Here is a 13,721-nt window from a genome sequence, read left to right as displayed (position 1 = left end):
GCCCGGAAAACCCTTTGTATGCAGAACATTCGCAATATCGCCATCATCGCGCACGTTGACCACGGCAAGACTACGCTCGTGGACAAGATCATTCACGCTTCCAAGCTGTTCGACGAGCACCAGCAGTTCGACGACCTGATCCTGGACAACAATGACCTGGAGCGTGAGCGCGGCATCACCATCGTTTCGAAGAACGTATCGGTACGTTATAAGGACGTAAAAATCAACATCATCGACACCCCTGGTCACGCCGACTTCGGTGGTGAGGTGGAGCGCGTACTGAAGATGGCCGACGGCGTACTGCTGCTCGTCGATGCCTTCGAAGGTGCCATGCCCCAGACCCGTTTCGTACTGGGCAAAGCCATCGACCTGGGCCTGAAGCCCATCGTGGTGGTAAACAAAGTCGACAAAGAAAACTGCCGCCCCGACGAGGTGCACGAGCAGGTGTTCGACCTCATGTTCAACCTGGGTGCTACCGAGGATCAGCTGGACTTCGTGACGCTGTATGGCTCGTCGAAGCAGGGTTGGATGAGCACCGACTGGAAAGTAAAAACCGACAGCATCATTCCGCTGCTCGACGCAGTAGTAGAGTCTATCCCGGCTGCTCCTCAGCTGGAAGGCACTCCGCAGATGCAGGTTACCTCGCTCGACTATTCGTCGTTCGTGGGCCGTATCGCCATCGGCCGCGTGCACCGCGGTACGCTGAAAGAAGGCGCTAACATGAGCCTGATTAAGCGCGACGGCACCATCAAGAAGGTAAAAATCAAAGAACTGCAGGTATTCGAAGGCCTTGGTAAAAACAAGGTAGCCGAGGTTAGCTCCGGCGAAATCTGCGCCGTAACTGGCATCGAAGGCTTCGACATCGGCGACACTCTCGCTGACGCTGAAAACCCCGAGGCGCTGGCTACCATCAGCATCGACGAGCCGACGATGAACATGCTGTTCACCATCAACAACTCGCCGTTCTTTGGTAAGGAAGGTAAGTTTGTGACCTCGCGCCACCTGCGCGACCGTCTGTTCAAGGAAACGGAGAAAAACCTGGCCCTGCGCGTGAAGGAAACCGACCGCGAAGACACCTTCCTGGTGTACGGCCGCGGTATTCTGCACTTGTCGGTACTCATCGAGACCATGCGTCGCGAAGGGTTCGAGCTGCAGGTAGGCCAGCCCCAGGTACTGTTCCGCGAGGATGAAGATGGCAACCGTCTGGAGCCCATCGAGCACTTGGTAGTAGACGTACCCGAGGAGACTGCCGGTAAGGTTATCGAGTTGGTGACGATGCGCAAAGGTGAGCTGACCATCATGGAGCCCAAGGGCGACCTCCAGCACCTGGAGTTCAACATCCCCGCTCGTGGTCTGATCGGTCTGCGCAACAACGTGCTGACCGCCACCGCTGGTGAGGCCATCATGAACCACCGTTTCTCGGCCTACGAGCCCTACAAAGGCACCATCCCCGGCCGTATCTCTGGTTCGCTGATTTCGATGGAAACGGGTCCCGGCACCGCGTATACCATCGACAAGATGCAGGACCGTGGCGAGTTCTTCGTTGATCCGGGCGAGGAAGTATATGCTGGCCAGGTTATCGGTGAGCACACCCGCCCCAACGACCTGACCATCAACATTCAGAAAGGCAAGAAGCTCACCAACATGCGCGCTTCGGGCTCGGATGAAAACGTGAAAATCGTGCCCAAGCGTCAGTTCTCGCTGGAAGAAGCCATGGAATACATCCAGAAGGATGAGTACCTGGAAGTAACGCCTAAGTCGGTGCGGATGCGTAAAATCCTGCTCGACGAGAACGAGCGTCTGCGCTCAGCCAAGAAAGTAGACTAGGTTTTCTAGTTAAGCATACTGAGAGGAGCACAACCAATGGTTGTGCTCCTTTTTGCTTTATATCAGCACTAAGCCTCTCGCTTTACTTCAAATTCCTGATAGCCCTGCACTGAGCCGGGCTGGGCTTCTACTTTATCCACCCGCGCGGCGGGTGGCCCTTGGTGGCACCACGCTTCCAAGGCATCCAAGGCGTCAGATGGCCCTTCAGCTTCAATCGTGACGGTGCCGTCTTCGTTGTTGCACACGGTGCCTGCTAGGCCTAAGCGGCGGGCTTCGGTGCGGGTGCTTTGGCGGTAGAAAACGCCCTGTACGCGGCCGTGCACGTGAATGGTGCGATGTTGGATGGACATGAAATCGGTAGTTTTGATTGGGTGCTTGTACGAAACAATTAGTGAAACGGGTCGTTTGGCCGCTTGCGTCCGTTCTATTCCACCCTACGCCTCATCTCCCCTTGCTTATGCGCTACCTGCTTCGCAACTGCACATTCTACACCGGCACGGCCGTACTTGCCCATCACGCGCTGCTGATTGAAAACGGCAACATCAGCGCTTTGCTGCCTGATTCTGCTAGCCTGCCGACCGATGTACCCGTAGTGGATGGCCGGGGCCTGAACGTAGCGCCGGGTTTGCTTGATTTGCAGATTTACGGTGCGGGCGGGCTACTCTTCTCGGTGGAACCTGACCTAGAAGCCCTGGAGGCGTTGGCGCACCATACCTTCCGGCACGGCACTACCGGCTTCATGGCTACCATGCCCACTAACTCCTGGGAGATGATGCGCACGGCCCTAGAAGTAGGGCGTGAGTTTCAGCGACGCCACCCGACGCTAGGCCTGTTGGGTATTCATCTGGAAGGGCCTTACATCAACCCCATCAAGAAGGGCGCCCATCAGGAGGAATTCATTCATGTGCCCACCGTAGCTGAGGTCGATGAACTGCTGAAGCTGGCTGATGGCGTATTGAAAATCATGACCCTGGCCCCCGAGGTATCTACGCCCGCGGTAGTAGCACGGCTGCGGGAGGCCGGCGTAATACTGTCGGCGGGACATTCTAACGCTACGTATGCGCAGGCCGCGGCTGGTTTCCGGGAAGGGTTTACGGCCGCCACGCACCTGTTCAATGCTATGTCGGCGCTGCAGGGCCGGGAGCCGGGCATGGTGGGTGCTATTTATGACGCCGCTAATGCGCAGGCCAGCATCATTGCCGACGGGGTGCACTGCGACTTCGCCTCGGTGCGCATCAGCCAGAAAATTCTGCAGGAGCGCCTGTTCCTCATCACCGATGCCGTTACCGACAGCCGCCAGGGCGCCTACCGTTTCCAGCTGCGCGACAATTACTACGTGGACGAGCAAGGCATTTTGGGTGGCTCGGCCCTAACCATGCCCCAGGCCGTGCGCAATTGCGTGGAGCACGTAGGTCTGCCCCTAGAAGAAAGCCTGCGTATGGCCACTCTTTACCCCGCCCGGGTAATTACGCAAGACCAGCAGCTAGGCCAGTTACGCGAAGGGTTTGCCGCCGATTTCTTTCTGTTTGATGCTGGCTTGCAGGTACATGCAACTGCCCGCCGCGGCGAGTTGCACTGGCACTAGGACTAGCAGTTGAGCCTACAATTGGCACTCGCTTTTCTTGTCCACGGCGCTGAATCAGTACTATCGTAGCTGAAAGCCTGCTTGCGTTGTTGACTAGACATGCCCGAAACTCACCCCACTCGCCCCACTCGTATTCCGCTGCTGCATCAGCGGTGGAGCAACTTATTATTTGCCCACTGGCCTACTGCACCGGAGGTGCTGCGGCCCTACCTCCCCCCGCGCCTAGAGCTGGATCTGTTTGAGGGGCAGGCGTGGCTGGGCGTGGTGCCGTTTTCCATGAGTGGGGTGCGACCTCCGGGCGTGCCGGCGGTGCCGGGGCTGCGCTCCTTGCACGAGCTAAACGTGCGCACCTACGCCACCCTTGATGGTGTGCCCGGCGTGTGGTTTCTTTCGCTGGATGCCAACAGCTGGCCGGCCGTGGAGCTAGCCCGCAGCCTGTTTCATCTGCCCTACCTGCACGCCCGCATGTCGTTTAGCGAGCAAGCCGATGGCCTGCAGTTCCAAGCTGTCAGAACGCACCGCCAGATGCCGGCGGCGACGTTTGCCGCCTCCTGGACGCCCGGCGTCGCCTTACCTCCGGCCCAACCCGGCTCCCTGGAATACTTTCTCACCGAGCGTTACCACCTGTATACCTCGGGCCCTAACCTCCTGCACGATATTAAAGGCCCGCAACTCTGGCGCGGCACACTCTGGCACGAGCCCTGGCCCCTGCGCCAGGCCACGCTGCACCAGTGGAACTCTACGCTGGTTGAATCACATGGCTTGCCCACGCCCGTTGGGCCGCCACATTTGCTGGCCGCTGATGGGGTTGATGTGCGGGTGATGAACTTGAAGCGGGTGTAGCTTACCCTTCGCGCTGGCGTACGGCTTCGAAAGTGAGGATAGCAGTAGCCGTACTCACGTTGAGCGAGTCGATGGCGCCGCGCATGGGAATGATGATGGTCTGGTCGCAGGCCTGCATGAGCTCGGGCGTGAGGCCGTCGGCTTCGGTACCCATTACCAGGGCCGTGGGGCCCCGGAAGTCGCAGGTGGTGTAGGCCACAGCCCGGTCGGTGAGGGCGGCGGCGTAGGTCTTGATGCCGTTTTGCTTACACCAGGACAGTAGTTCCTCGCGGGTGGTGGCTACGGTGGGCACCGTAAATGAGCACCCAATGCTGCTCCGGATGGCGTTGGGGTTAAACAAATCGGTGCGTGGGTCGCAGACGATAACGGCCGTAGCCTGGGCCGCATCGGCGGTACGCAGAATGGCGCCCAGGTTGCCAGGCTTTTCCACGGCTTCCAGCACCAACAGCAGGGGCGTGGCGGGCAGCTGTAACTGGCCTAGCGTCCGCAGGGGCGGCTTAGCCAGAGCCAGCACGCCATCGGAACCTTCGCGGTAGGCCACCTTCTCAAACACCGCCTTCGATACCTCAAACCACTCGGTTTCGCCTTTGCCAAATAGGGCCCGCAGTTCCTGCTGGCGCTGCTCGCCGGCTAGCTCGGGGCACACAAACAAGGCTGGCACCGCTACTCCGGCGCCGCGGGCAATGGTTAGCTCCCGCAGGCCCTCGATGATAGTAAGGCCCTGCGCCCGGCGCTCCGAAGACTTTTGCTGCAGCTTCAGCAGGTTCTTGATGCGCGGATTCTGGGGGCTGGTGATGGCGTCGGGCATGGGAGCAGCGGGGTGAGAACAGAAAAGGTGGAGGTGCCCGGCGGGCAAGCAGCGCCCGACTAACCGGGCACGTCGGCGCCGCGAAGATACACAGGCCAACCCGCCAGTGCTGCGCTTCGTTGTAGGCCACTACTGTGCTTCAGCTTGTATCATTGTAGCCAAAGCACTTCTCACCTTACTTCCTGCATGCGTTTACAGCTAAACACCAAGATTATTCTGGGCTTTACCATTGCCGTGAGCATGCTGCTGCTGACGTCTTTGCTGGCTTGGTACAGTATTCAGCAGCTCAGCTACTACACCCAACGAGTAGAGCACACCTACCAGGTGCTGCAGCGCACCTCCGACCTGCGCATGCGCATGCGCGATGCCCAAAGCCAAGTGCGCGGCTACCTGCTCCTGAATGACTCCACGCAGAAAACTACGTTTCAGGCGGTGTTGCAGCAGGCTCGCCTAGACCACGACACCCTCCGCGTCCTGACCTCTGATAACCCCTCCCAGCAGCTACGCCTAGATACCCTGAAAACCATTATTGCCCAGGAAACCGACTATCTGAGCAACTTCCTGCAGGAAAAACCCTCAGTATCGGCGGTGCAACGCCTAGTTATCGGCGACCGGGCAATGCAGGAAAAGCTTCGGCTGTTAGTGGAGCACATGAAGGCCGAGGAAGAGGGGTTGTTAAGCCAGCGCCGCCAGCGCCAAGGCATTTATGAGCACACCACCCCCGCGGCCATTATTGTGTCGGCGGTGCTGGCCGCCATCATTGTGCTGTGGCTTTTCAACAAGATTTTTCAGGAGCTTAAGGCCAATGCTGAGTTGCAGCAACAGCTCACGCAAACCAACGAGGAAGTGGCACGCCGGATTCAACTGATTGAGAGCTTGGCAGAGCGCGTGGTGCAGGGCGACTACAAAGTAAAAATCAAGGACCGAGGTAAGGACAGCCTGGGCAACCTGGCTACTTCCCTCAACCGCATGACCCAAACGCTGGATGAGAACTTCACCATGCTCGAAACCCGCAACAAGGAGCTCGACCAGTTTGCCTATGTAGCCTCTCACGATCTGAAGGCACCGTTGCGGGGCGTGGTAACGGTGGTAAAGTGGATTGAGAGCGAGTTGCCCAACGAACTCAGCGACCAGATGCGCCAGTACCTGGACATGATGAAGGGCCGCCTGCACCGCCTCGAAGACCTGATTAATGGCCTACTGGCCTACGCCCGGGTGGGCCGCACCGAGCAGAAACTGGAGGAAGTGCACGTAGGCCAGTTGGTGCGGGAGGTGCAGGAAATGGTGGTACCCGCCAGCTTCAGGGTAGAAATACCTACCAACATGCCCACGCTAGTTACCGACCGCCTAAGCCTGCAGCAGGTGTTTACCAACCTCATGGGCAACGCCGCCAAGTACCACCACAAGCCCGAGGGCACCATCACGGTGAGCTGCCAGGAGTTGAAGAACGAGTACGAGTTCACCGTCCGCGACGATGGACCCGGCATCGCGCCTCAGTTTCACGAGAAAATCTTCCTGATGTTCCAGACCCTGCGCGACCGAAACACGGCCGAGAGCACGGGCATTGGGCTCAGTATCGTGAAAAAAATTCTCGACGAACAAAAAGCCAGTATTCGGGTAGATTCCGCGGAAGGCGAGGGCACGGCCTTTATCTTTACGTGGCCGAAGCCAGCCCCGGTACCAACTTCGGTCGCCTCGTAACTTTATTCGCTAGGCCACACTTCTTCTTTATATGCGCTCCGTACTACTGGTCGAGGACGATTTTTTTGACACCATGACGGCCCAGAAGGCCTTCGAGCGTTTCAGTGTGCCGCATAAGCTGTACACGGCTTTCAATGGCATTGAGGCTCTGGATTTGCTGCTGGGCCGTAACGATGTAGAGCCCATCCGGCCTCTGCCCGAAGTAATTCTGCTGGACCTGAATATGCCCAAAATGAACGGGCACGAGTTTTTGGCGGAGCTGCGCAGCATGCCTGAGTTCAGCCAGATTCCGGTGTTCATCACTACTACCTCGGGCATGGACGTTGACCGCCTCAATGCCCAAAACCTGGGCGTAAGCGGCTACATTCTTAAGCCCCTCGATTTCGAGACCAGCTCGGATATGGTAGACAGCATGAACCTGCTGGAGCGGTTACTGAAATAGGTTCAGCCCACGTACCATGGCTTGCTACAAACCGGCGCGGCATCTCTTCACCAGGGAGGCCCGCCGGTTTTATAGTTTTTTCCCTTGCGGTAGGCCAGGGGCACTGTGCTTTCGCAGCATTTCCTCTTAAGCAGGTTTCTGACTGAAGAGCGCTAGGCCAGTTGGCTGAGGTGCCGCCTACTGCTCAGTTGTTAGGCGGCCACTCAGTGTGTGGCACCTGACAAGTGGCTGGCACACTACCCTGATGCTCTACTCGTTATGCTTGTCATAAAGCCCCCAGGCTCAGCATACTTACGCGCCACTTGCAACTTTTCACCGCGTGGCACGATCCTGCGGCTAGCGGTGTCTCACCAGTTGAGATACCTTCGCTCGGCGGCGCGCAACTTCTGCTTACATTTTTTATGTTGCGCAGGGCGTACGTATGCCGCCTCGGCGGCTTAGTTTGCGAGCGGTGGGGCAGTCTTCACCTGATTTCCACCTCTCCTGGCTTTTTTAGTTTCTTGCTACTTAAAGTTCCTCTATGCAGCTCCGCTCTCTCCTACTAGCCGCGCTCTGCACTGTCTCGGCTTCGGCCCTGGCCCAACAGACGCCCCGCCAACTTAACACACTGCCCGGTGCCCCCACTCCGGCGCCCACTACCACCCCCGTGGTGCCCCCCGCCACCTCGTCACCGGCCGTACTCCCTTCTTCCACCGCTGCCCCTGCCGATACGGCGCGGCGGGTAAGCCCGGCGCAACGCGCCGTGGCGGTCCCGCCCGTCCTGCCCGATTCAGTGCGCGAGCAACAGCAACAGCGCCGGCAGCAAATGGCCATTCCGCCCGCCAATACTACCCGCTACGCCGTAGGTCTGAAGACGGGCCAAGTAGTGCGGGGGTATGATGTGGAAATCAAACAGCCGGTGTTTGGGCGCAGCTTCCTGCTCGTAGATGGCCAGCAGCGCTTCGACCTAGACCAGGTGCGTTACTATGAGGATGAAACCGGCTTCTACGTGCGTACTACCCTGCCCGGCCGCTCCAACCGCGAGTCTACGCTGCGCCGCGACCGGGTAGGCCGCATCAGCCTGTATTCTATTACGAGCACCCAGTACATGAACAACCCCTACGGGGGACTAGGGGGCTTTGGGTATGGCCGCTACGGCTACGGCGGGTACCCGTATGGTGGCTACCCTTACGGCGGCTACCGCACGGTAAAAACCGACTACTTCAGCAAAGACAACGGCCCCATTGAAAACCTGACCATCAAAAACCTGCAGATAGCCACCTCCGACAACCCCGGCAGTGCGAAGCTGCTGCAGGATGCCCGCCGTTACGGCACATACACCACCCTCAGCTACATAGCGGCTGGTGGCCTGATGCTAGCCGGCACGCTCTCCAGCTTTGGGGGCAGCAACGGCTTCTCTGTGTCGCCGCTGGTATACGCAGCCATTCCGCTGGCCATTGTGCCCCTGGTTATTGGTGGAAAGCAGCAGAACAGCATCAAGCAAGCCATTTTACTTTACAACCGCGGACAGTAGCCCCGTTCTTACGCCTGCACCGTGCCCCCACCTGGCCTAGGCCGGGTGGGGGTTTATTTTAGGATTTGCCTAACCTCAACGGCGGCCTAGTGCGTAGCAAGCACGTGAAGCCTTACCCACCCTCCGTAGCCGAGCTAGACACCCGCCGCGAGTTGGCCCTCTGGACCCACGAGCGGCTGTGCGCCCAGTATGGCGCCCCATTCGCTTTTTTCAGTACCAAAGATCCGCTCAGCGAGCTGATCAGCGCCCTGCTGTCTCACCGCACCCGCAACCAGGAGTCGCACCGGGCCTACCAACAGCTGCGGGCCCGGTTTCAGACCTGGGATGCCGTGCGCGATGCCCCCACGGAGGAAGTGCAAGATGCCATCAGTCCCTGCACCTGGCCCGAGCAGAAGGCGCCCCGCCTGCAGCATGTGCTACGTGAGGTAGGCCACCGCTGCGGCGGCCCATGCAACCTGGAGTTTCTGGCTGATATGCCCATTCCGGAAGCCCGAGCCTGGCTGGAGGCGCTGCCCGGCGTGGGACCCAAAACCAGCGCGGCCGTGCTCCTGTTCAGCACTCTGCGCCGCCCCGCCATGCCCGTCGATAGTCACCACCACCGCGTAGCGCAGCGCCTAGGCCTCATTGGGCCAAAGGTAGGCGAGGCCGCCGCCCACGCGCAGCTGGAGGCTCTGTTACCGCCCGGCTGGGATGCCCAGCAGGTGTACGACCACCACGAGGCATTCATGTTTCACGGGCAGAAGTGCTGCTACTTCCACACGCCCGCCTGTGGGCGCTGCGTGCTACTCGAGCGCTGCCCCACCGGCCAGGTCCGCACCCAGCAAACCCCAGCGCCCGAGCTGTCGTTATTTTAACTAGTTTGCTGGCGGATGGCAGTCCTGCGCCACCTCTAGCCTTTTCCGGCCCCTAGCTCCCTTGTCACGCATGAAGCAGACGTATGGATTGCCCGCTCTTCTTTCCCTGTTCGTACCTGGCCTAGGCCAATTGGTAAAGGGTCAGTTTATCAAAGCGTTTTTGATTTGGGCCGTGGGCGGCGTACTGGGCTTTTTGCTGGCCTGGACGCTGGTGGTGCCCTTCCTGATCTGGGCCTGGAACGTGTACGACGCTTATAACTCGCCGTCCTGACCGCCTTACGTGCCCGTTCTTCACCTCAAAGCCAAGCCTAACGCCCGCGCCAACCACCTTTCGGTAGCGCCCGATGGCACTGTAACCATTCGGCTAAAGGCGCCCGCTCAGGATGGTAAGGCCAACACTTGCTTACTGGCCTACCTGGCCGAGGTATTTGGCGTAGCTAAGTCAGCGCTGACTTTGGTATCAGGGCACACGGCCCCGTTCAAAAAAGTAGACGTCTCGGGCCTGACGGAGGAAGCCTTCCAGGCCACGCTGGAGCGGTTTCGGGAGGCCTAGGCCTAGGGCAAAACTCAGTGGCAACTGGGCCGTACGTGAGGGGCAAGATCTATCTTCTCTCCCCTCAACTTTCTATCGTATGAATTTCCCTACCTGGGCCGTGGCCGGCTTTTGGGGCTTGGTATCGGGCTCGGCGCTGCTAGTGGGCGCAGCTATTGGGTACTTTTTGAAGGTACCGCAACGGCTGGTGGCAGCCATCATGGCATTTGGCAGCGGCGTCCTCATCTCTACTCTCTCCCTAGAGCTCATGGAAGAGGCCTACAAGAAAGGCGGCTTCGATGCCACGGCCATCGGGTTCGTGGGCGGTGCGGCCGCCTACACTTTCGCTAACTGGCTGCTGGCCCGCTACGGCGCCAAGCACCGCAAACGCTCCGGCGACCAGCAAAAAGAAGAACGTACCGCTGTGCAGTCGGGCCAGAAAGAAGCCACTGACACTGGCGACGACAACGGCATGGCGCTGGCCATTGGGGCACTGCTCGATGGCATTCCGGAAAGCATAGTTATTGGCTTGAGCATGCTGGCCGGTGGAGCCGTGAGCATGGTGGCCGTAGTGGCCATTTTCTTGTCTAATCTACCCGAGGGGCTGTCCAGCGCCGCCGGTATGAAAAAAGCCGGCCGCACGCCTCAGTATGTGCTGTTGCTGTGGGCCGGCATCATGGTTATTTCGGGTGTCTCGTCGCTGCTGGGCTACACTATTTTCAGTGGGTTTTCGGCCAATGTAGTAGCCGCTACCATGGCCGTATCGGCGGGTGCCGTGCTGGCCATGATTGCCGACACCATGATTCCCGAAGCCTTCGAGGTGGCCCACAACTTTACCGGCCTGATCACCGTGCTTGGGTTTCTGGTGTCGTTTGTACTGAGCAAGCTGGGCAGCTAGGTTTTGGATGCTTGAAATAAAGTGCTGAGGTAATGTAATGGCCTAGACCTATTGCCCTATTAACACTTTGTCATTTCATCACCTCTTTGCCTCAGTACCTCCTCACTCCTTCGTAGCTTGCGGTATCAGATTATACCCGCGCTATGGCCCTTCCTCCCGATCCTGCTGCTATTCAACCGCTATTAGAAGCCCTGGCTTTCTCTCCCGATAACTTGGCCCTGCGCAAGCACGTGGCTGGTTTGCTGCTGCAAAGCGGGCGCCTACTCGAAGCCGAAGAGCTCTACCGCACCGGCCTACGCCAAGCCCCGCAGGATGCCGACCTGCAGCTAGGCCTAGCCGAAGCCTACGCCGGCCTGCGCAAAACTTCAGCGGCTTTTGTAGTGGTAGAGGAACTGTTAGAGGCCCAGCCCGAGCACGCCCGCGCCCACCTGCTGCACGCCCGCCTGCTGGCCGATACTGATCTGGCGGCCGCCACTGAGGCCTACCAAACAGCGTTGTCCTTTAACCCTACCCTGGAGGATGCGGAGCTTTCTTCCCGCCTGCGAGGACGTGCAACAGCCCAGGGTGGCCCGTCTCCCGCATTTTCCGCCTCGCCCAACGACCACGACCTTATCAACGAGCAGACGCTGTTTGGTGGCCTAGAGCAGCCCAGCATCAACTTCTCAGATGTGGGCGGCATGGAAAGCCTGAAGGAGGAAATTCGCCTGAAGATTATTCACCCTCTGCAGTTTCCGGACTTGTACAAGGCCTACGGTAAGGCCACCGGCGGCGGACTGCTGCTCTACGGTCCGCCCGGCTGCGGCAAAACGTACCTGGCCCGCGCTACGGCCGGCGAGGTGAAGGCCTCCTTTATCCACGTTGGCATCAACGACATACTGGATATGTGGCTGGGCAACAGCGAGCGGAATCTGCACCAGATTTTTGAGCAGGCCCGCCTGCAGGCACCATGCGTGCTGTTTTTTGACGAGGTAGATGCCCTGGCCGCTAACCGCCACGACCTACGCCAGAGCGCCGGCCGCACCGTTATCAACCAGTTTCTCTCGGAGCTCGATGGGGCCACGCGCTCCAACGAGGGCGTGCTCATTATGGCCGCCACCAACGCTCCCTGGCAGCTCGATGGCGCCTTCCGCCGCCCCGGCCGCTTCGACCGAATCCTGCTGGTAACGCCCCCCGACGAGCCCGCCCGCGCGGCCGTGCTGGAGCTGCTGCTGCGCGAGAAGCCCGTAGGCCAGTCCCTCAATTTGCAAAAACTGGCCGCCCAAACTGCCGGGTACTCCGGCGCCGACTTAAAGGCCGTAGTAGACGTGGCCATTGAAAGCTGCCTGCGCGAGTCGATGAAGGCTGGCAAGCCCCTGCCGCTGGAGCAACGCACCCTGCAGGATGCCATCGGGAAAGTGCGCCCCAGCACCCGGGAGTGGTTTGCTACGGCCAAAAACTACGCCCTCTACTCCAACGAAGGCGGCCTCTACGACGACATTCTGGTGTACCTCGGCATCAAGAAGCCCTCGGCCTAGGCGGCTCCCGAGTCACAGCATGAAACACGCTGACAACGAGCAATGGCAGGAGGCCGTACAGCATCTGCTGCGGGTGAACCGCCCGGAACAGGCCGAGCAGCTAGTGCTGCGTAGGTTAACGCAGCACCCCCAAGAGGCTGCCGCGCATGAGATGCTATGCCTAGTGCTGCTCAACCAAAAGTGGCGGGCTCATGAGGCGCTTACTGCAATCCGGCAGGCGTTGGCCCTCGATCCGCAGAGCAGCGATGCGCACTACTTCCACAGCATTGTATCACTGCGGCTTGACTGGCCAAGTGCGGCGCTAGAGGCTATCAACGAGGCCCTGCGCTTAAACAGCTTCAATGCCACGTATGTGGGCTATAAGGCCGTAATCCTTAATGCGCAGCAGCAACCGGAGGCAGCACTAGAAACCGCTGCTCAAGGCCTGTTTCTAGATCCAGGGCATGTAGAATGTCTGTACCAACGCATCCGGGCGCTTAAGCAACTGGGCCGTTATGAGTTGGCCAGAGTAACGCTGCAACAGCTAGTACGCTGGCACCCAAATTTAGCGGTGGCTCATGCCCAACTGGGCGAAGAAGCTCTTCGGACGCAGCAGCTATTAGCCGCAGAAAATCATTTCCGCGAAGCTATTCGCCTAAATCCTACAAATGAGCCCACCCAACGGCGACTCTTGCCGCTGTTAGTGCATCTAGGCCAGGAAGCGCAACGCCAGCGAAATCATCAAGAAGCACGCCGGTATTTTCTGGAGGTGTGGCAGCTGAACTCAGGCAATACAGACGCCCGTCGAGGGCTGGAACAACTAGCGAAAGAAAGCTTCTGGTTGAAGCGCCAATTCATGCGCCTTGATGCTTGGTCGGCAAGCTTACAGAATGAACACGCCTGGATTCTTTATTTTTTAGTGCTAACACCTCTAGTCGCGCTCTTTTGCCTTCCGTTGATTTTTCTTTCTATCTGGGCCGCTATACAGTGGCGGTTTCACCCAGATGTGGTCATGTTAAACCAAGGCACTTTCACTGTAGTAAGGGTAGTTTATACTCTCTTTCTAGGAGTGGCATGCCTAGTTATGTTTGCGGGGCTGCTTTGGTTTGTGGTCTGGGTGCAAACTGCTTCTGGCCTTACCATTGGCCTTCTTTTAGTTGCTATGACGGCAGGCATCGCACTCATCATCAGGCATGAGCAACACAGCTAATCTCCTATCTAAACA

Annotated in this window: 14 protein-coding genes; 12 read left to right on the top strand and 2 right to left on the bottom strand. The window is 58.9% G+C overall.

From position 1 onward, the window contains the following. Window positions 1–18: 18 nt before the first annotated feature. On the top strand, window positions 19–1,827 hold the full coding sequence (gene typA / locus EU556_RS08855; protein WP_135433319.1) for a translational GTPase TypA: 1,809 nt from the start codon (window positions 19–21) through the stop codon (window positions 1,825–1,827). A 68-nt stretch (window positions 1,828–1,895) separates the two neighbouring features. Here the strand turns inward: typA and EU556_RS08850 are convergent, their stop codons facing one another. Beyond that, on the bottom strand, window positions 1,896–2,177 hold the full coding sequence (locus tag EU556_RS08850; RefSeq protein ID WP_135433317.1) for an acylphosphatase: 282 nt from the start codon (window positions 2,175–2,177) through the stop codon (window positions 1,896–1,898). 107 nt (window positions 2,178–2,284) lie between these two features. Between EU556_RS08850 and nagA the strand changes: the two genes are divergently transcribed. Next, window positions 2,285–3,412 carry an N-acetylglucosamine-6-phosphate deacetylase gene (gene nagA / locus EU556_RS08845; protein ID WP_135433315.1) on the top strand — a complete coding sequence of 376 codons (1,128 nt, stop codon included), beginning with the start codon at window positions 2,285–2,287 and terminating at the stop codon, window positions 3,410–3,412. Window positions 3,413–3,511: 99 nt separating this feature from the next. After that, window positions 3,512–4,255: a YqjF family protein gene (locus EU556_RS08840; protein WP_135433313.1), complete on the top strand. Its 744-nt coding sequence runs from the start codon at window positions 3,512–3,514 to the stop codon at window positions 4,253–4,255. Between the two features lies 1 nt (window position 4,256). Here EU556_RS08840 and EU556_RS08835 read toward each other — a convergent pair whose 3' ends face one another. Further along, window positions 4,257–5,063 (bottom strand): TrmH family RNA methyltransferase, encoded by an 807-nt coding sequence (locus tag EU556_RS08835; protein ID WP_135433311.1) that lies wholly within the window; start codon window positions 5,061–5,063, stop codon window positions 4,257–4,259. Between the two features lie 186 nt (window positions 5,064–5,249). Between EU556_RS08835 and EU556_RS08830 the strand changes: the two genes are divergently transcribed. From EU556_RS08830 to EU556_RS08790, 9 genes are all read left to right on the top strand, one after another. After that, a complete protein-coding gene (locus tag EU556_RS08830) occupies window positions 5,250–6,764 on the top strand; it encodes a sensor histidine kinase (RefSeq protein WP_135433309.1) in 1,515 nt (504 codons plus the stop codon). A 31-nt stretch (window positions 6,765–6,795) separates the two neighbouring features. Continuing rightward, a complete protein-coding gene (locus tag EU556_RS08825; RefSeq protein WP_135433307.1) occupies window positions 6,796–7,206 on the top strand; it encodes a response regulator in 411 nt (136 codons plus the stop codon). Window positions 7,207–7,726: 520 nt separating this feature from the next. Beyond that, window positions 7,727–8,719, top strand: coding sequence for a hypothetical protein (locus EU556_RS26320; RefSeq protein WP_210116250.1), 993 nt, complete (start codon window positions 7,727–7,729; stop codon window positions 8,717–8,719). A gap of 65 nt (window positions 8,720–8,784) precedes the next feature. Next, complete coding sequence (locus tag EU556_RS08815) at window positions 8,785–9,573, top strand: endonuclease III domain-containing protein (RefSeq protein WP_245327533.1); 789 nt, start codon at window positions 8,785–8,787, stop codon at window positions 9,571–9,573. A gap of 70 nt (window positions 9,574–9,643) precedes the next feature. Beyond that, on the top strand, window positions 9,644–9,844 hold the full coding sequence (locus tag EU556_RS08810; protein WP_135433305.1) for a DUF5683 domain-containing protein: 201 nt from the start codon (window positions 9,644–9,646) through the stop codon (window positions 9,842–9,844). A 9-nt stretch (window positions 9,845–9,853) separates the two neighbouring features. Then, window positions 9,854–10,126: a DUF167 domain-containing protein gene (locus EU556_RS08805; RefSeq protein WP_135433303.1), complete on the top strand. Its 273-nt coding sequence runs from the start codon at window positions 9,854–9,856 to the stop codon at window positions 10,124–10,126. 79 nt (window positions 10,127–10,205) lie between these two features. Then, a complete protein-coding gene (locus tag EU556_RS08800; RefSeq protein WP_135433301.1) occupies window positions 10,206–11,003 on the top strand; it encodes a ZIP family metal transporter in 798 nt (265 codons plus the stop codon). Between the two features lie 143 nt (window positions 11,004–11,146). Next, the gene (locus EU556_RS08795) at window positions 11,147–12,517 is read left to right on the top strand and encodes an ATP-binding protein (RefSeq protein ID WP_135433299.1); all 1,371 of its coding nucleotides are present in this window, start codon (window positions 11,147–11,149) and stop codon (window positions 12,515–12,517) included. A gap of 163 nt (window positions 12,518–12,680) precedes the next feature. Next, a complete protein-coding gene (locus tag EU556_RS08790; RefSeq protein WP_167855514.1) occupies window positions 12,681–13,706 on the top strand; it encodes a tetratricopeptide repeat protein in 1,026 nt (341 codons plus the stop codon). Window positions 13,707–13,721: the final 15 nt, after the last annotated feature.

Origin of the sequence: Hymenobacter fodinae, from assembly GCF_004745825.1 — a bacterium.
GTDB lineage: Bacteria > Bacteroidota > Bacteroidia > Cytophagales > Hymenobacteraceae > Hymenobacter > Hymenobacter fodinae.
Note: the sequence above shows the minus strand (reverse complement) of the source record. Positions and strands in the feature narration are given on the sequence as shown.

Bases quoted from the DNA above. Each gene is read 5' to 3' on its own strand.
- nagA (WP_135433315.1), top strand. From the start codon at position 2,285: ATGCGCTACCTGCTTCGCAACTGCACATTCTACACCGGCACGGCCGTA.
- EU556_RS08810 (WP_135433305.1), top strand. From the start codon at position 9,644: ATGAAGCAGACGTATGGATTGCCCGCTCTTCTTTCCCTGTTCGTACCT.
- EU556_RS08795 (WP_135433299.1), top strand. From the start codon at position 11,147: ATGGCCCTTCCTCCCGATCCTGCTGCTATTCAACCGCTATTAGAAGCC.
- EU556_RS08840 (WP_135433313.1), top strand. From the start codon at position 3,512: ATGCCCGAAACTCACCCCACTCGCCCCACTCGTATTCCGCTGCTGCAT.
- EU556_RS08825 (WP_135433307.1), top strand. From the start codon at position 6,796: ATGCGCTCCGTACTACTGGTCGAGGACGATTTTTTTGACACCATGACG.
- EU556_RS08835 (WP_135433311.1), bottom strand. From the start codon at position 5,063: ATGCCCGACGCCATCACCAGCCCCCAGAATCCGCGCATCAAGAACCTG.
- typA (WP_135433319.1), top strand. From the start codon at position 19: ATGCAGAACATTCGCAATATCGCCATCATCGCGCACGTTGACCACGGC.
- EU556_RS08850 (WP_135433317.1), bottom strand. From the start codon at position 2,177: ATGTCCATCCAACATCGCACCATTCACGTGCACGGCCGCGTACAGGGC.
- EU556_RS08830 (WP_135433309.1), top strand. From the start codon at position 5,250: ATGCGTTTACAGCTAAACACCAAGATTATTCTGGGCTTTACCATTGCC.
- EU556_RS26320 (WP_210116250.1), top strand. From the start codon at position 7,727: ATGCAGCTCCGCTCTCTCCTACTAGCCGCGCTCTGCACTGTCTCGGCT.
- EU556_RS08800 (WP_135433301.1), top strand. From the start codon at position 10,206: ATGAATTTCCCTACCTGGGCCGTGGCCGGCTTTTGGGGCTTGGTATCG.